Genomic DNA, 16,775 nt, shown 5'->3' with positions numbered 1-16,775 from the left:
CTATTTCTCTGTGGGTCGTCCGAGCCAGCGGTCCAGCGCGCTGCTCAGCGGGATCGGGTCGGCGCCGGTCCAGGCGACGTAGCCGTCCGGCCGGACGAGCAGGGCGTCGCCGGACGCGAGCGGGTCGCCGGGGGCGAGGTCGTGCGGGGCCGCGGTGACGATCCGGAGCCGTCCGCCGGTCCAGGGCGCGGCCTCGGCGCGCAGCGCGGCGTCGTCGGCGAGGTCGAGCAGGACGGCCGTCGCGTCGTGCAGCACCTCGGCCGTCGTGAGGAGCCCGTCGGGCGTGGTGAGCTTGCGCGGCGGGATCCGGCGTCCGAGGAGCGGGTGGTCGCCCGCGCCGACGTCGTAGCGGATGTCCAGCCCGCTGACCATGCCGGCCAGATGACGGGCGACGTCCGGGATCCGCATCAGCTCCTCGAACACCGCCCGCAGCGGCTCCACCTCGCTGCCGCCGAGGTAGATGAGGCCCTGGGCGCGCGTGTTGGCGAGCAGCCGCGTCCCGACGGGGTGCCGCTCGTCGTGGTAGGTGTCGAGCAGCTCGTCCGGCGCGCGTCCCGCCGCGACGGCCGCGAGCTTCCAGCCGAGGTTGAACGCGTCCTGGGCGCTGACGCTCAGGCCCTGGCCGCCCGCCGGGAGGTGCGTGTGCGCGGCGTCGCCCGCCAGCAGCACGTTCCCCTTCCGGTACCGCGTGACCTGCCGCGTCGCGTCGCCGAACGCGCTGACCCAGGTGGCCGTCGCCGTGTGCAGCGACTCGCCGGTGAGCCGCTTCCACGCGTCGGCGACCTCGTCGAAGGACGGGCTGCGGTCGCCGCGCGCGGGCGGCGTCCCGTGCTCGCACACGATGATGCGGTCCACGCCGTCGCCGAGCGGCGCCGACATGACCATGCCGCCGGGGAGGCGCTCGCCGATCTGCCGGGCGCGGACGCCCGCGCCCACGACGTCGGCGAGGTACATCTCCATCGTCGCGTCCGAGCCGGTGGCGTCGAAGTCGGCCAGGTTGCGGACGGTGCTCCGGCCGCCGTCGCAGCCGACGACGTAGCGGGCGCGCAGGACCGTCCGGCCCTGCGGGGTGTCGGCGGTGACCTCGACGGTGCCGCCGTCGTCGCGCAGGCCCACCACCTCGGTGCCGCGCCGGATGTCGGCGCCCGCCTCGACGGCCCACGCCTCCAGGACCTGCTCGACCTGCGTCTGCGGGATGCCGCGCGCGCCGAAGTGGCAGTCCTCCAGCACGCTGTAGTCGAGCGGGATGCCGCCGAAGTGGCCGCGCGCGCTCGTCTCGATCGAACCGAACCGGGGGAGCAGCCCGCGCTGGTCGAACATCTCCACCACCCGGGCGGTGTAGCCGAGGCCGCGCGAGCGGGTGGAGCGCTCGGGCAGCCGTTCCAGCACGATCACGTCCACGCCGCCGAGCCGCAGCTCGGCGGCCAGCACGAGCCCGGTGGGACCCGCGCCGACCACGATGACCGGTGCGTCCATCGACGCCTCCTTGTCGCGAAAGGGTTTCGGGAACGCGCAAGGCCGGACCGAGCGGGTCGGTCCGGCCTTGCGCGGGCGGTGTCAGCGCGTCCCGGCGCGCCAGCTCCGGGGCGGGACGTACACGGGCGGGAGCGGTGGGGGGCGGTGGAGGGCCGTCGCGGGCGGCGGGGCCTGCTCGGCCGCCGCGAGGACGGCGACGAGCGCGGCCAGCTCCACCGGCGTCGGGTCGCCCCGGACGATGCGCAGCCCGGTCACAGCGGGGGATTCCCGTGCTTGCGGGCCGGCGCGTCGGCGTGCTTGGAGCGCAGCGTCGCGAGCGCCCGGCACAGGACGGCCCGGGTCTGGCCCGGCTCGATGACGTCGTCCACCAGGCCGCGCTCGGCGGCGTGGAACGGGTGCATCAGCTCGGCCCTGTACTCGGCGATGCGCGCGGCGCGCACGGCCGCCGGGTCGTCGGCCGCCGCGATGTCCCGGCGGAAGACGATCTCGGCCGCGCCCTCGGCGCCCATCACCGCGATCTCGTTGGACGGCCACGCGAACGACAGGTCGGCGCCGATGGACCGGGAGTCCATGACGATGTACGCCCCGCCGTAGGCCTTGCGCATGATGACCTGGACGCGCGGGACGGTCGCGTTGCAGTACGCGTACAGCAGTTTCGCGCCGTGCCGGATGATCCCGTCGTGCTCCTGCCGGACGCCCGGGAGGAAGCCCGGCACGTCCACCAGGCTGACGATCGGGATGTTGAACGCGTCGCAGAACTGCACGAACCGCGCCGCCTTCTCGCTGGAGACGATGTCGAGCACGCCCGCGAGCCGCGCGGGCTGGTTCGCCACGATCCCGACCGTGTGGCCGTCGAGCCGCGCGAGCGTGCAGACGACGCTCGCCGCCCAGTCCGCGTGGACCTCCAGGTGCTCGCCGTCGTCCACGATCTCCGCGACGACCTCGCGGACGTCGTAGGAGCGCGTGGGCTCGTCCGGGACGATCTCGGCGAGCACCGGCGTCTCGCGGTCGGGCGCGTCCGCGCTCGGCACGGTCGGCGGGAGCTGCCGGTTGTTGTCGGGCAGCAGCGACAGCAGGTAGCGGACGTCCTGGAGGCACGCCTCCTCGTCGTCGTACACGAAGTGCGAGACGCCGGACTTCGACCCGTGGACCTCCGCGCCGCCCAGCTCGTCGTGGGTGACGTCCTCGCCGGTCACCGCCCGCACCACGTCGGGGCCGGTGATGAACATCTGCGCGGTGCCCCGCACCATGAACACGAAGTCGGTCAGCGCCGGCGAGTACGCGGCGCCGCCCGCGCACGGGCCGAGCATCACGCTGATCTGCGGGATCACGCCGGACGCCCGCGTGTTGCGGCGGAAGATCCCGCCGTACCCCGCGAGCGCCGTGACGCCCTCCTGGATGCGGGCGCCCGCGCCGTCGTTGAGGCTCACCAGCGGCGCGCCGGCCGCGATGGCCAGGTCCATCAGCTTGTGGATCTTCTGGGCGTGCGCCTCGCCGAGCGCCCCGCCGAACACGCGGAAGTCGTGCGCGTAGACGAAGACGGTGCGGCCGAGCACGGTGCCCCAGCCGGTCACGACCCCGTCGGAGTCGGGCCGGCGGCGCTCCATGCCGAAGCCCGTGGCGCGGTGCCGTCGCAGGGCCTCGATCTCGGTGAAGGAACCCTTGTCCAGGAGCAGCTCGATCCGTTCGTAGGCGGTGAGCTTTCCTTTACCGTGCTGTCTTCTGGTGGCTTCGGAATCGGAACTCTGGCGTGCGGCCGACTTACGGTCGATCAGTTCGGAGATAACGTCAGCAGTTGTGGGCACGAGTGACTCCTGTAGGAATCAGGAACTTCTCGGCGGGAGGATGGGGCCGGGATCATAGAGTGGGACCCGCACGGCCGTTCGGGCATGGCTCCGCCGCTGTCGAAAGTGTGACACACCGCCGGGAATCGTGTCAAACTCCTTTCGACGGTTCCTGACCCCCCTTTCGTCTGCCCGCAGCGGTTCAGTTTCTCTCAACAGGAAGTTCACATGCCGGAAACACGGTTCGTCCCGACAAAGCTGGCGGCACTCGCCGCGAACGTTACGGAGGCAACCATCAGGAAATGGGCGAGCAGAGGCAAGCTGACACGGCACGGGACGCCGGGACGCGCCCTTTACGACATCGAAGAGTTGCTCGCCCTGCGCGCGGCGGCGGAGGACCGGGCGGCGCGGCGGACCTAGCGGGCGGCGGCGTCGTCCCGGCCGGCGGGCGCGGCCGGCCAGCCGCCGGTCGTGCTCAGCCCGGCGACGACGATGTCGATGTAGCGGCGCCAGTCGCCGCTGCCCCGGTGGACGACCGCGGCGAGGCCGCAGGTGACCGACAGCAGGTCGGCGCCGGCGATGTCCTCCCGGATCCGCCCGGCGGCCTGGCCCCGGTCCACCAGCTCCATCAACTCGGCCTCGAAGGCGGTGCGGAACTCGTCCGGCGGCCCGGTGTCGGAGCCGAGCGTGCTCTCCACCACGCGGGAGAACACCAGGTCACGGCTCTCCACCTCGCCGATGTGGCGCAGCAGCTCGGTCATCGCGGCCAGGGGATCGGCGGTGTCGCGGCACTGCGCGCGGTAGTACGCCACGATGTCGGCGAACCGCTGCTGCGCGGTGGCGCGGACCAGCGCCTCCTTGGTCGGGAAGTGCCGGTACAGGGTGCCGACGCCGACGCCCGCACGGCGCGCGACCTCGTCCATGTTGACGGCCTCGCCGCGCGTGCTGAACAGCCGGCGCGCCGTCGCGAGGATCTTCGCACGGTTGCGCTCGGCGTCCGCCCGCTGGCGCTTGGGCTGGCGCTCGTCGGCCACAGACATCCGGAATCTCCTTCCGTCTGGGAGTCTACACGGTGCCCGGCGAGGCCCGTCGCAGGCCGCTGAGAAGGGAATTTCACCTTCGCCTGACATGGGGCCCACGCGGCTCTGTGGAAGTGTCCGCAGATCTTGCATTCAATGCCTTGTCTCGTCCGCCGCCGTGTAGAAAAGATGGCTTTACAGGCGAAACGGCGGAGGTCCGCATGGCCGTGGCTCACCCTTCCGAAAAGATCACCTACGACGTCATCATTCTGGGTTCGGGAATCGCCGGATCCCTCCTCGGGACGATTCTGGCGCGGCACGGGGCCAAGGTGCTCCTGCTCGATGCCGCATCGCATCCCCGGTTCGCGATCGGCGAATCCACGATCCCCTACACCCTGGTCTCCATTCGCACGCTCGCCGAACGTTACGACGTCCCCGAGATCGCGACGCTCGCGACGTTCACCGGCAATACCCGGGCCATCGGCCCGCGTTTCGGCGTGAAGCGCCACTTCGGATTCCTGCTCCACCACGAGGACCAGGCGCAGGACCCGAGGGAGGCCAACCAGTTCAACACGCCGAAGCAGCTCCTGCACGAGGCGGCCCACCTGTTCCGGCAGGACACCGACTCGTTCCTGTTCAACATCGCGATCGCCCGCGGCTGCGTCGCGCGGCAGAACTTCCTGGTCACCGACATCGACGTCGACGACTCGGGGGTGTCGGTCGCCGGGCGCGACGGCGAGTACCGGGGCCGCTACCTCGTGGACGCGAGCGGGTTCCGCTCCCCGGTCGCCCAGAAGTACGGCCTGCGCGAGGACCCGTGCCGCTTCAAGCACCACTCGCGGTCGATCTGGAACCACTCGCTGAACGTCACGCCGACCGACGACCTGTTCGACCACCCGCGCCGGCTCACCCCGCCCGTCCCGTGGTACCAGGGGACCGTCCACCACATGTTCGAGCGCGGCTGGGCGTGGGTCATCGGGTTCGACAACAACAAGGTGTCGCGCAACCCGCTGTGCAGCGTCGGGATGACCGTCGACCCGCGCTACTACCCGAAGCCCGACAACCTCTCGCCCGAGGAGGACTTCTACGAGCTGGCGGGACGGTTCCCCGACATCGCCCGGCAGTTCGAGGGCATGAAGCCCGTCCGGGAGTGGACGTCGACGGGACGGCTCCAGTACTCGTCCAGCACGACCGTCGGCGACCGGTGGCTGCTGCTGTCCCACGCGGCCGGCTTCCTCGACCCGCTGTTCTCGCGCGGCCTGTCGAACACCACCGAGGCCGTCAACGTCATCGCGTGGCGTCTCCTGCGGGCCGTCAAGGACGGCGACTTCTCCGCCGACCGGTTCGGCTACGTCGACAAGCTCCAGCAGGGCCTGTTCGACTACAACGACTCGCTGGTGAACTCGGCCTTCATCTCCTGGACCGACTACGACCTGTGGTCGGCCGTCTTCCGCATGTGGACGACGGGCGCGAACTCGGGCGTCCTGCGCCTCCAGCGCGCGCTCAGCAAATACCGCGCGGACGGCCGCGAACAACACCTTCTCGACCTGGAGAAGGCCGCCTACCCCGGCCTCTACTGGCCCGACCACGACGGCTTCGCCGAACTGTACGAGACGATGGTCAAGCAGTGCGAGGCCGTGGAAGCCGGCGCCACGACACCCCGCGAGGCGGCGGACCTCCTCTACGACCGCCTCCAGGCCGCGCCGTTCGTCCCGAAGCACTTCGGCTTCGTGGAGCGCGACGTCCAGTTCCTCCACCCCGACCCGGTGAAGTTCCTGCGCATGCTCAACTGGGCCCGCAAGCACGGCGACCCCGACACCTACGACATGATCGCCGTCAACGGCCGCGAGGTCGTCAAGGCCCGCCTGAAGGGCCGCAAACTCTTCTGACCCGCCGCCCGCCAGGGCCGCCCGCCAACCCCCGGGCGGCCCAGCGCACCGCCCAAGCCCGGGCTGAAAGGGAGGCGAAGTACTCCGGGGTTTCGGCGGTCCCGACCCGCGAGTCCGTGAAGATCAGCAATCGCAACATCGGAGAGCCGATGACGTGGGCCCTGTCCCGGACGCCCCTCCCGGTCCACCGAATCCCCGAACCCCGGAGCAGCCGCGTATCCGTCGTCTCAACCGCCGCCCCGGCCTACGCCTCCCGGGCTCCTGCCCGCCCGATCGGTGCCGGTCCGATCATTCCTGTGCCGTCGGCAGAACGAGGGCTGCTGTCACGATCAGTGGCGGCTTGGCGAACATCGATGCCTGCTGGTCGAGCAACTCCAGGCGCTTGCGGAGCCGGTGGTCGAGCTCGATGGCCTTGCCACGAAGACTGTCGGATGACTCCCTCGGTTTATCGCCGAGACGTTCCTTTCTGCCGGCGAGAGCGGCATCGGTGAGCAGCCGGTCGCGTTCGGTCGCGAGTCGCTCGGTGACGAGCTGGCGGGTTCTGGCGAGCTCGGTCGACCGCCGGGACCGGACCGCGGCGAGGTACTCGGGCTGCCGGTGCGAGATGATCCAGCTCGTGGCTCTGTCCTCGGCGTCCGCCAGCCACGGCAGATTCTTCGCCGCGCTTACTTCTGGAGTGTCGGGGGCTGCGTCAAGTACGAGATGCGGTGCGGACTCGGCGGGGGTGACCGTGCCGTTGCTGTCGATGTAGGCATAGCCGAAGCGCCGGGCGATGGACGCGCCGGTCGCATCGGCCACATTTTCGATCATGCCGACGAGAAGGTGCGGTTCTGCCAGTTCCGGTGACAGCAGGACGGTGCCGGCGTTGAGCGCGCCGCCGAACCGCCTGAGTGTTTCGTCCATGACCGCGTCGTGGAGCGGGTGCCCGAGGGCGAGGACATCCGCGTGTGCCGGACCGTCGGCGGGGACGGAGGAGAGATCGAAGGTGACCCGGCCGTAGCGCGCGGCGATGGGGGCTCGCTTCCCTGCCCGGATGTGAGCGGGAACATTGGTGATCTCGTAGTGCCTCCGTTCGCGTTGGACGATGCGACCTCCGAGCCGGGTGAAAGCCGCCTTGAAGGCCGCTTCGATGTAGTGAGGCTGGAGTCTGCGGGTGTGGGCGTTGCGCATGGAGGCATCCAGTGCGGCGAAGTCGGCCTCGGTGAAGTGATCGGACACCAGCGCTCGTTCGTCGAGCAGATCTTTGAGGCCGTCGCCGACCGATTGGTCGATCACCCGGTGCATCCTGGCTTTCACGTCGGGGCGCTCGCCGTACTGGATGGCGTCCATGAGAAGGGCACGAAGGGGGGTACCGGTGAACGCCTCGCCGAGGACGTCGAACACCTTGCCGCCGTACGCCTTGCGCTGCTCCTCGATCTTGAGCAGCAGCCGGGTGAAGACCTCGCCTTCGCGGGTGTTGGAGGCGACAAGGTTCCACAGGCGGCAGATCTCTTGTTGACCGATGCGGTGGATGCGGCCGAAGCGCTGCTCGATGCGGTTGGGGTTCCAGGGCAGGTCGTAATTGACCATGAGATGGGCGGCCTGAAGGTTCAGCCCCTCGCCGGCGGCATCAGTGGCGACGAGGAACTGGCATTCGGGGTTGTTCGTGAACTCTTCGGTGATCTGGCGCCGCTCGCTGCGGTGTACACCGCCGTGTATCGCCTTGACGGCGTCGGGCCGACCGGTCAGTGAACCGATGCGCGCGGTCAGGTATGCAAGGGTGTCGCGATGTTCGGTGAAGATGATGAGCTTTCGGGGACTGTCGTTCGCGTCCCGCGTGAGTGCGTTGTCCCGGAGGATCGCTGATAGTTCGGTCCACTTTCGGTCGGTGCCGAGATTGCGGACCTGCTCTGCGACCCGAACCAACTCGGTTAGTTCGCGCAGCTCGGCGTCGAATTCATCGACCGTCTGCGCGACCGTGGCGGCGTCGAGCAGTTCGTCTTCGACCTTCTCGATCTCTTCGGCACTGAAGTCGTCGGTGTCCAGGCCTTCCAGGTCGATGGGCGGCTCGGCCTCCCTGTAGGTACCGGCGAGGATCTCGTGTCTCTTTTGCTCCAGCCGCTTCGATCGGCGGACGAGACTCTTGTAGATGGCTTCCGGGCTGGAGGCGAGACGTCGCTGGAGGACCGTCAGCGCGAAGCCGACGGTGTTCCTTCGCTTCCCGCCGATCCGCTCGGCCCGGTTCATGCCCTCGCGAACGTAGGCGGTGACCTGCTCGTAAAGGTCGTACTCCAGCCTGGTCAGCTTGTAGGGGACGGTCTCGGCGATCCGCTCGGGGAACAGCTTCCTGCCTTCGAACGTGAGCAAATCCTCTTTGATCATCCGACGCATGATTCCGCTGGTGTCGGCAGTGGTCTTACTCCTGCCCTCGAATCTGTCCTTGTCGAGCAGCGTGAGGAAGAGTTGGAAGTCCTCCTCCTTGCCCGGATGCGGAGTCGCGGTCATGAGCAGGAGGTGGCGGGTGATGCGACCGAGCGACTCGCCGAGCTGGAACCGCTTGGTCTTCTCGAGCTTGCCGCCAAAGTAGTGGGCGCCCATGCGGTGCGCCTCGTCGACGATAACCAGATCCCACTCGGACTCCCCGAGTTGGGCTTGTAGCCGCTCGTTGCGGGAAAGCTGGTCCATCCGCGCGATCAGCAGGGGATTGGTCTCGAAGACGTTGAGGTTGGCCTTGGCCTCGATGAGCTGGTTGGTCAGCAGGTCGAACCGGAGACCGAACTTGAAGAACAGCTCGTCCTGCCACTGCTCGACCAGCCCGCCCGGTGCGACGACCAGGCATCGTTTCACGTCCTCACGCAGGATCAGTTCCTTGACGTAAAGTCCGGCCATGATCGTCTTTCCCGCGCCAGGGTCGTCGGCGAGAAGGAACCGCAGTGGTGTGCGCGGCAGCAGCTCACCGTAGACCGCTCGAATCTGGTGCGGCAGCGGCCGAACGTCACTGGTTGCGACCGCGATCATCGGGTCGAACAGGCCTGCCAAGGTTATGCGCTGGGCCTCCGCCGCGAGTTTGAATTCCGAAGCGGGGGCGTCGAAAGGGCGGCCGCCGGACCGCGCGATGCGAAGTCTGCTTTCGTCCTTGCGGAAGACGACCTGCTGCCCGAGAGAGCCCGTCGTCGTCTTGTAGGTCAACTCGAGGGCGTCGGTGCCGTGGCGCTGCACGGCGATGATCGTGAGGGCCTCCGCCGGGATGAGCCCTTCGATGCGGAGGCCCGGTTTGAGTTCCTCGAGCAGCACTGACGACCTCCCAGTCCGCAGCCCGCCATCGCCGGTGCGGAACCCGACATGTCGGTTCCCGGCCCCGGCGTCGGTGCCAGGGGTTAATCTTTGCAGCAAATCCGACCGATGGTCAGGTCCATGGAGCGACACGAACGACAGCAACTCCGCAGTATCACCGACGAGGTCGCCGGCTGGGTCGGGCAGGCACGCACCGTGCTGGCGCACCGCGACGAGATCGCCAGGGCGGCCGACGATGCCATCGAGTCGCTGCGCCGTGCCGTCGTCGCTCTCCGGCGGGATGAGGCGGTCGACTGGGCCGTGATGCCGTTGCGGACCGGCGACGGCCAACTCTTGGGACGGGTCGCCGAGCGAGTGCACCAGCCTTCGCTCGCACCGGCCGAGGACCGTACGTTGCGGCATCTGACCACGCAGGTGGCCGGGGCGTTGCACGACACCAAGTCGGTGGCCGGCGCGCGGCGTTTCTTCAGCGGCCGGGCGAAACGCGATGCCGGACAGGCCGCCGCGAGTTTCGTCCTCGACTTCCGCACCTGGGGTGTTTCTTCCGGCGTCCCGCAGCTCCTGGATCGCCTGAGCCTTCACGACGGCAGGACGTTCGACGTCGGCGTCGCAGATGCGCTCGGCGACTGGGTCGGATTCAGGAAGCGGATCGCTGATCTGGGGGATGCGCCGGAAGTCATTTCCAGTGCGGCCGTCACCGACCTTCCGGCCTCGATCGGGACGATCGAGAAAGCCCTCCGGGACGAGGCCCGCTACCGGGCCGCCGCCGTGTCCGCCGGCGAGGCCGTGCGGAGTCGCGAGGTCCAGCGGATGCTCGTGGAGATGCCGGTAGAGCGGCTCAAGGACGCCACCCGTGACAGGCTCCGCATCGGTCCCCTGGCCGATGCGGGCATCACCACCGTTCAGGCCGTCCTGGACTACGGGGCCCGCCTCGAATATCTGCCAGGCGTCGGTGCTACGACCGCCACGCGGATGCGTGGCGCGGCTCAGACGTTGTGGCAGATGACGTATGACGAGATGCCGGTCCGCATCGATATCAAGCAGCGCACCGACGAGACCACCGAGCTGCTTCGACGCCTTGGGGCATGGGACGCCATGCGCAAGACAAAGGGCGCTACGACCGACTTGACGCTCGCCGGCGCGCTGGCGCCGCTCGCGCGCGTGCTCCACCGGGACGTTAGCCACCTCATCGTGTTCGCGGTCGGCGCGCAGGTCGCGGAGCTCGGGAAGGCCGTCGAGGCGGTCCGCCGTCGTGCCCGGAGCATCGACGGCACGAGCGGGACTGCGGCCTCCGCCGATCCCTGGGACGACTTCCTCGGCCGGCCCGCCGACTACTTCGCCATGCTGTCCGAGCTGGGCTTCTTGACCGAAGACGAGCAGAAGACCCATGGGGACCTCCCCGATGACATCATCGAAGCGGTCCGGCGGCTCCAGCTCGACACCGAGTACCTGTCGGCGTCGCTGCGCGGCTACCAGAGCTTCGGCGCACGCTTCGCGCTCGCTCAGCGCAATGTGATCATCGGCGACGAGATGGGCTTGGGCAAGACCGTTGAGGCTCTGGCCGTTCTCGCTCATCTGCGCGCCAACGGAGGCCATTACTCGGTGGTGGTGTGCCCGGCGGCCGTGGTGACCAACTGGGTCCGCGAGATCTCTTCCAAGTCCTCCCTCCGTCCGCACCGCGTGCACGGCCCGGGACGCGAGGCCGCGGCGCGCAACTGGGTCCGCAGCGGCGGAGTCGCCGTCACCACCTTCGAGACTCTCGGCTGGTTCGAAAACCATGCGCGCGCAGTGGACGGCCTGGCCTGCGCGGTCGTGGACGAGGCTCACTACATCAAGAACCCGACCGCGCTCCGAACCCGCCGGACGAGGCAGCTCCTGGACGCCGCGGAGCGGTCGATCCTGCTCACCGGTACCCCACTGGAGAACCGCATCGACGAATTCCGCAACCTTGTGAGCTACCTGCGCCCCGATCTGATCGTGGATGCCGACGAATTCTCACCTCGACGCTTCCGCAGGCAGGTGGCGCCCGCATACCTGCGGCGCAACCAGGAGGACGTGCTGACGGAGCTGCCGGAACTCGTCGAGGTCGAGGAGTGGCTTCCGCTGTCGCGCGAGGACTCCGCTGCTTATCGGAACGCCGTCGCAGCGGGGAACTTCATGGCGATGCGCCAGGCCGCGATGCTCCAGGGAGCGAAGTCCGAGAAAGTCCGGCGGCTCGTCGAGATCGTCGAGGAGGCGGAGGACAATGGGCGCCGGGTGGTTGTCTTCTCGCACTTCCGCGAGGTGCTCGATCACGTGGTCCGGGCGCTGCCCCGGGACGTGTTCGGGCCCCTGACCGGCTCGGTACCGGCCGCGGCGAGGCAGACGATGGTCGATCAGTTCTCCGCCGCCGGAGACGGCGCTGTGTTGGTCTCGCAGATCGTGGCTGGAGGAGTCGGCCTGAACATCCAGGCGGCCTCGGTGGTCGTCATCTGCGAGCCCCAGCTCAAACCGACCACCGAATGGCAGGCCGTCGCGCGTGCGCACCGGATGGGACAGCTCGAATCGGTGCAGGTCCACCGGCTCCTTTCGGAGGAAGGAGCCGATCTCCGTGTCACGAAGATCCTGGCTCGTAAGCGGGAGCTGTTCGAGAACTTCGCGCGCGTCAGCGAGACCGCGGACAGCGCACCCGAGGCTTTCGACGTCTCCGAGGCCGAGCTCGCCCGCGAGGTGATCGCCGCCGAGCGCGAGCGACTGTTCTCTCAGGACGCTGCGAACTTGCCTGAAGGTGAGGAAGCCGTCTGATTGTGTTCGGCCGGTGAGCGCCCGACCGTCGTGCGTCCGTCGGCTGCGACCGGATCGTCGCCGCTCGCTGGACAGGGCAGCTCTCCGTCGGTGTGCCGGAGGTTCTCGGTGTCGTCGTCGTGCCGTTCGAACTAATAGAGCCGACCAGCGTGATGGCGTCGATCTTCCGGGTCGGCCGCGCAAATCTGTCGAGCGCACGATGCCTTATTAGCTGGGGCTGGCAGATCCGCTTGTCGACAACGACGACCGAGACGCTTCATGATCCGAGCGGTCACAAGTCGTCTGGGCGGGCAACGGTCGTGCGCCCATGTCGGCGTGCACGACCTGCCCGGGCTCCCAGTGACCTCGGGCCAGTCGATCAAGGTCGATCAAGCCGACCGGGGAGTCCCTCACCAGCCCACTCGTCGAACCCGTCGCCCGCATCCGTCGCCCCTCGCTGGCTCCGTGTTTGGCTCCCGCACTCCAGCTGTAGATAGGGATCTTGCTCATCACGGGGACGGGTCGGTATCGGATCGCGTGGAGGGGTCGCCGGCTGGCACGCTGCGTTCATGGATTTCGCGGAAGTGCTGCTCATCGGGGGGCGAGCCGGAGTCGGCAAGACGACGGTGGGGTGGGAGGTTTCGGCGTTGCTGCGCGCCGCGGCGGTGTCGCATGCGGTCATTGAGGGTGACTTCATGGGGCAGGTGCATCCGGCGCCGGAGGGTGACCCCCACCGTTCGGAGATCACCGAGAGCAATCTGACGGCCGTGTGGCAGAACTTCGCCCGGCGCGGCTACCGCCGTCTGATCTACACGAACACTGTGAGTGTGCTGCCTGAAGCGACCGGCATGTTCGAGCGTGCGATGGCGGCGGAGGTGCGCATTACGCGGGTCTTGCTCACCGCTTCCGACGCCACTGCCCGTGAGCGGCTGGTCGGCCGGGAAATCGGCTCGGAACTGGAGCAGGAGCTGAAGGGCAGCGCGCGCAAGGCGCGGCTTCTGGACCAGCGGGCATGCGCGGGGACCGTTCGGGTGGTGACGGACGGACGGCCTGTCGCGGACATCGCGCGCGAGGTGGTGGCCGCCACAGGCTGGGCCGGGCGGCGTGCCGCCCCCTGCTGAGGAAGTACCACCCGCGCCAGGCCGCCTACCGGCTCAAGGCGGGCGACGCCCGGCAGGGCAACGGCCTCGTGTTCTGCCCGCCGACCGGTACGCCGCTCGACGCGGCGAACGTGCGGCGCGCGTTCCGGCTCATCACCAAGGGTGCTGAGGCGATGAACGCCGTGTTCGGTGTGAGCAAGTCCGCGTAGGTCTGATGTGAGTGGCTCCCCGTTCGGCTCCCGAGAGGCCTTGAAAAGCAGAAAAGGGTCCCGAGGCGAAGCCTCAAGACCCTTTGACCTGCGGTTGCTCTGTCGGGACGGCGGGATTTGAACCCACGACCCCTTGACCCCCAGTCAAGTGCGCTGCCAAACTGCGCTACGTCCCGGTGCCCGCCGCAGCAGGCGTGATTACTCTAGCGCAGTCGGCAGCGCACTGCGTACTTCGTTTGGTGAGGGTGGTCGGGTGGGGGGTTCGGTCGGTCGGGGCTGGGTCTTGGCTGTGGTGGTCGTTGTGGGGGCCGGTGGGTGTTCGGGGGGCGAGCGGTCGGTTGCTTCGCCTGCTGCGACCTCGGCGTCTCAGCGGGTTGAGGCTTCGCCGACTGTGGTGCGGCGGGTTGCTCCGGCGGCGCCCCGTGGGGTCAAGGCGGGGTACGTCGTTTTTGATCGGGCGGCGAAGGCCGTTGTGGTGCAGCGGAATCCGCGGCTGACGTTCCGGTCGGCGTCCGTCGTGAAGTTGCTCATCGCGCTCGACTACCTGCAAGGGCGGGTGCGGGTGCCTGCGGGCGACCAAGAGTTGTTGCGGGTCATGTTGCGGTCTAGTGACGACAAAGCTGCGACCGCGCTGTGGAAGCGGGGCGGGCAGGGGTCGATCGTCCGGCGTCAGGCCGCGCGGATCGGGCTGCGGGATACGGCTCCGCCGCCCGCCGCGTTGCCGGGGTTTTGGGGGTATACGGCGTTGAGTGCGGCGGATGTCATCGCCGTCTACCGGTTCCTGCTGGACCGGGCGCCGAAGCGCGACCGGGAGCTGGTGCTGGGGCATCTGCGGCGGTCCACGCGGTGCGGGACGGACGGGTTCGACCAGTCGTTCGGCATCCCGTCCGCTTCGAAGCGGCCGTGGGCGGTCAAGCAGGGCTGGTCCGGGTTCGGTGAGCATCCCGCGGTGCCCTGCCGCGCGGCGGCGAACGCCGTCTTCCGGAGTGCCGACCTCGGGCTCGGGCGGCCTGTCCTGCACACCACCGGCTTGATCGAGAACGAGCGGCGCATCGTCGCGATTCTGACGCTGCAGCCCGCCGGGGCGGGGTTCGGGGCGTCGGCCGCGCGGCTGACGGCCTTCACGACGAAGATCGAAAAGGCCGCCGGATGAGGTGCGGGACGCGCGCGGACGGGTAGGGATCATGAAGCGGAAGACGTCCTGCGGCGGCTGGACGGCGCGAGAAAACGCAGTGCAAAAACCTGGCATGAGGACGAAATTGCCAGAGGCCGCCCTTCCTCGACCTATGTACCTTTTCTAGGACGAGAGGTCACACGAGAAGGGGGACGGGGGAGCACGCGTGAGCGCTGACGACGGCACGCCTCCTGCGGACGAGGGCTCCGCCGACGCCCGCTCCGCGGATCTCTCCGACCTGCGCGGCGCCGTCCGGGACCGGGCGCTCATCGCCGAGGCGCGCGGCGCGCTCGCGAGCCGGCTCGGCGTCCCGCCCGGCGAGGCGCTCCAGCACCTGATCTGGCTGGCCCGCGACATGGACCTGGAGCTGGCCGAGGCGGCGGCGCTGGTGGCCCGCGCGCCGGGCGGCGAGGAGTCCACGCCGGACGTGCCGCCGACCCCCGCGCCGGAGGTCGAGGAATCGCTCAACGCGCGTCCGCCCGGCGAGAAGGACCGCGAGGAGGTGCTGCGGTCGGTCACGGCCGCCAACACCTCCGGCGACGCCGAGACGATCGCCGCGCTCCCCGAGGACGAGCACGCGCGGGCCGTCCTGGACGCGACCCTCGACAGCGCCGCGCACCTGGTGCCCGTCCGCCGCGACGACGGCCGCGTCTACGACTTCCTCTACGCCGATTTGAACGACACGGCCCGCGACCTGTTCGGCCGGGGCGCCGACGAGCTGCGCGGACGCCGGCTGCTGCGGATGGATCCGGGCACGGCGCTGTCCGGCCTGTTCGACGCGTTCGTGAACGTCCTGGAGAAGGGCGAGGCGTTCCACGGCGGTCCGCTGGTGTATTCGACGGCGCAGGAGGGGGTTTCCAAGTCGTCGCGGATGACGGTGCGGGTGGTGCGCGTCCCGACGGGCATCTGCCAGACCTGGCGGTACCACTTCGAGGAGGACCGGGCGCGCCGCCGGCTGAACCGCGTCGAGCGGCTGGGCCGGCTCGGGTTCGGCGAGTGGGACCTGATCAGCGGCGAGGTGGAGTGGTCCACCCAGATGGCGGCGAACTACGGGGTGTCGGTGTCGGAGGCGCCGCCGTCGCCGGGCGATCTGGCGAAGGTCGTGGCGCCCGCCGACATCCCGCTCGTCGAGGACGCCCTCCAGACGCTGTTCACGCGGCTGGAGCCGGTCGAGGTGGAGCACCGCGTCGCGCTGTCGGGCGGACGGTACCGGTCGCTGTGGGTGTTCGCCGAACCGGTGCTGGACAGCGGCGGCCTGCCCGTCTCGGTCAACATCGTGTCGCAGGACATCACCCGGCGGCGCCGCATCGAGCGCGCCCTGACGCAGACGCGCCGCCAGATGCAGCGCCAGCAGGCGCGGACGGCCGAGCAGCAGCGGCTCGCGGTGACGCTGCGGCGCGCGATCCTGCCCGACGACAACGACGTCCGGCAGTTGCCGGGGCTGCGCGTCGCGGTGCGCAGCCTGGCCGCCGAGACCGCCGCGCGGATCGGCGGCGACTGGTTCGCGACCCGCGAGCTGCCGGACGGGACGGGCCTGTTCGCGATCGGCGACGTCGCCGGGCACGGCCTCCCCGCGGCCGAGGCGATGGCCCGCAGCCGCAACGGCCTGCTCGGGCTGGCGTCGACGGGGGAGCCGCCGGGACGGCTCGTCGGCTGGCTGAACGAGCTGGTCAACGACACCGAGCCGACGACGGGCACGGCGCTGGTCGGCCGGTACGACCCGGACGGGAACAAGCTCGGCTGGGCGTCGGCGGGCCATCTGCCGCCGATCCTGCTGCGCGGCGGGACGGCCGTGCAGCTCCAGGGCGAACCCGACCCGATGCTCGGCGCGGTCGCGGGCGTGGAGTACACGACGCACGAGATCCGCCTGTACCCCGACGACATCGTGTTCCTCTACACCGACGGGCTGGTGGAGCGCCGCGACGCCGACCTCACCGACGGCATCAACCGGCTCACCGACCTGCTGCGCGAGAGCCCGGCCGACCTGGCGCAGGTGATGGACCGCGCGCTGACGGGCATGCGCCCGGACCGGTCGGCCGACGACACGACGCTGTTCGCCGTCCGGGTGGAGTGAACGCCGGCACCGCC

General features: G+C 69.6%; 11 protein-coding genes and 1 tRNA gene. 6 read left to right on the top strand and 6 right to left on the bottom strand.

Annotated elements, in window-relative coordinates:
- The 3 genes from BTM25_RS11825 to BTM25_RS11815 form a co-directional block, all read right to left on the bottom strand.
- Window positions 1-1,476: an FAD-dependent monooxygenase gene (locus BTM25_RS11825; RefSeq protein ID WP_103562969.1), complete on the bottom strand. Its 1,476-nt coding sequence runs from the start codon at window positions 1,474-1,476 to the stop codon at window positions 1-3.
- 81 nt (window positions 1,477-1,557) lie between these two features.
- Window positions 1,558-1,731: an acyl-CoA carboxylase epsilon subunit gene (locus tag BTM25_RS11820; RefSeq protein ID WP_168212104.1), complete on the bottom strand. Its 174-nt coding sequence runs from the start codon at window positions 1,729-1,731 to the stop codon at window positions 1,558-1,560.
- Window positions 1,728-3,281, bottom strand: coding sequence for an acyl-CoA carboxylase subunit beta (locus BTM25_RS11815; RefSeq protein WP_103562967.1), 1,554 nt, complete (start codon window positions 3,279-3,281; stop codon window positions 1,728-1,730). The genes BTM25_RS11820 and BTM25_RS11815 overlap by 4 nt, the downstream gene beginning before the upstream one ends.
- A gap of 207 nt (window positions 3,282-3,488) precedes the next feature.
- Here BTM25_RS11815 and BTM25_RS11810 point away from each other — a divergent pair, with 207 nt between their 5' ends.
- Window positions 3,489-3,680 (top strand): hypothetical protein, encoded by a 192-nt coding sequence (locus BTM25_RS11810; protein ID WP_103562966.1) that lies wholly within the window; start codon window positions 3,489-3,491, stop codon window positions 3,678-3,680.
- Here the strand turns inward: BTM25_RS11810 and BTM25_RS11805 are convergent.
- Window positions 3,677-4,300 carry a TetR/AcrR family transcriptional regulator gene (locus tag BTM25_RS11805; protein WP_168212103.1) on the bottom strand — a complete coding sequence of 208 codons (624 nt, stop codon included), beginning with the start codon at window positions 4,298-4,300 and terminating at the stop codon, window positions 3,677-3,679. The genes BTM25_RS11810 and BTM25_RS11805 overlap by 4 nt on opposite strands.
- A gap of 200 nt (window positions 4,301-4,500) precedes the next feature.
- Here BTM25_RS11805 and BTM25_RS11800 point away from each other — a divergent pair, with 200 nt between their 5' ends.
- Entirely contained in the window at window positions 4,501-6,168 is a 1,668-nt protein-coding gene (locus BTM25_RS11800) for an NAD(P)/FAD-dependent oxidoreductase (protein ID WP_103562964.1), read from the top strand.
- Window positions 6,169-6,456: 288 nt separating this feature from the next.
- Here BTM25_RS11800 and BTM25_RS11795 read toward each other — a convergent pair whose 3' ends face one another.
- Window positions 6,457-9,441 (bottom strand): DEAD/DEAH box helicase, encoded by a 2,985-nt coding sequence (locus BTM25_RS11795; protein ID WP_103562963.1) that lies wholly within the window; start codon window positions 9,439-9,441, stop codon window positions 6,457-6,459.
- Between the two features lie 120 nt (window positions 9,442-9,561).
- Between BTM25_RS11795 and BTM25_RS11790 the strand changes: the two genes are divergently transcribed.
- The gene (locus BTM25_RS11790) at window positions 9,562-12,225 is read left to right on the top strand and encodes a DEAD/DEAH box helicase (RefSeq protein ID WP_103562962.1); all 2,664 of its coding nucleotides are present in this window, start codon (window positions 9,562-9,564) and stop codon (window positions 12,223-12,225) included.
- Between the two features lie 548 nt (window positions 12,226-12,773).
- Window positions 12,774-13,325 carry an AAA family ATPase gene (locus BTM25_RS11785; RefSeq protein ID WP_205648087.1) on the top strand — a complete coding sequence of 184 codons (552 nt, stop codon included), beginning with the start codon at window positions 12,774-12,776 and terminating at the stop codon, window positions 13,323-13,325.
- 290 nt (window positions 13,326-13,615) lie between these two features.
- Here BTM25_RS11785 and BTM25_RS11780 read toward each other — a convergent pair.
- Window positions 13,616-13,689 (bottom strand) — tRNA-Pro (locus BTM25_RS11780).
- 215 nt (window positions 13,690-13,904) lie between these two features.
- Here BTM25_RS11780 and BTM25_RS11770 point away from each other — a divergent pair.
- Together BTM25_RS11770 and BTM25_RS11765 are read left to right on the top strand one after the other, a co-directional pair.
- Window positions 13,905-14,666 (top strand): serine hydrolase, encoded by a 762-nt coding sequence (locus BTM25_RS11770; RefSeq protein ID WP_146059037.1) that lies wholly within the window; start codon window positions 13,905-13,907, stop codon window positions 14,664-14,666.
- A gap of 187 nt (window positions 14,667-14,853) precedes the next feature.
- Window positions 14,854-16,761, top strand: a complete 1,908-nt coding sequence (locus BTM25_RS11765) for a PP2C family protein-serine/threonine phosphatase (protein ID WP_103562960.1) — start codon at window positions 14,854-14,856, stop codon at window positions 16,759-16,761.
- The last annotated feature ends 14 nt before the right edge of the window (window positions 16,762-16,775 follow it).

It is taken from the genome of Actinomadura rubteroloni (genome assembly GCF_002911665.1).
GTDB classification, from domain to species: domain Bacteria; phylum Actinomycetota; class Actinomycetes; order Streptosporangiales; family Streptosporangiaceae; genus Spirillospora; species Spirillospora rubteroloni.
The sequence above is the reverse complement of the archived record's forward strand: the minus strand, read 5'-3'. Positions and strand labels throughout refer to the sequence as shown.

What these genes read in the sequence shown, in the direction of transcription:
- BTM25_RS11800 (WP_103562964.1), top strand. Translation starts at nt 4,501, where the DNA reads ATGGCCGTGGCTCACCCTTCCGAAAAGATCACCTACGACGTCATCATT.
- BTM25_RS11790 (WP_103562962.1), top strand. Translation starts at nt 9,562, where the DNA reads ATGGAGCGACACGAACGACAGCAACTCCGCAGTATCACCGACGAGGTC.
- BTM25_RS11785 (WP_205648087.1), top strand. Translation starts at nt 12,774, where the DNA reads ATGGATTTCGCGGAAGTGCTGCTCATCGGGGGGCGAGCCGGAGTCGGC.
- BTM25_RS11805 (WP_168212103.1), bottom strand. Translation starts at nt 4,300, where the DNA reads ATGTCTGTGGCCGACGAGCGCCAGCCCAAGCGCCAGCGGGCGGACGCC.
- BTM25_RS11825 (WP_103562969.1), bottom strand. Translation starts at nt 1,476, where the DNA reads ATGGACGCACCGGTCATCGTGGTCGGCGCGGGTCCCACCGGGCTCGTG.
- BTM25_RS11810 (WP_103562966.1), top strand. Translation starts at nt 3,489, where the DNA reads ATGCCGGAAACACGGTTCGTCCCGACAAAGCTGGCGGCACTCGCCGCG.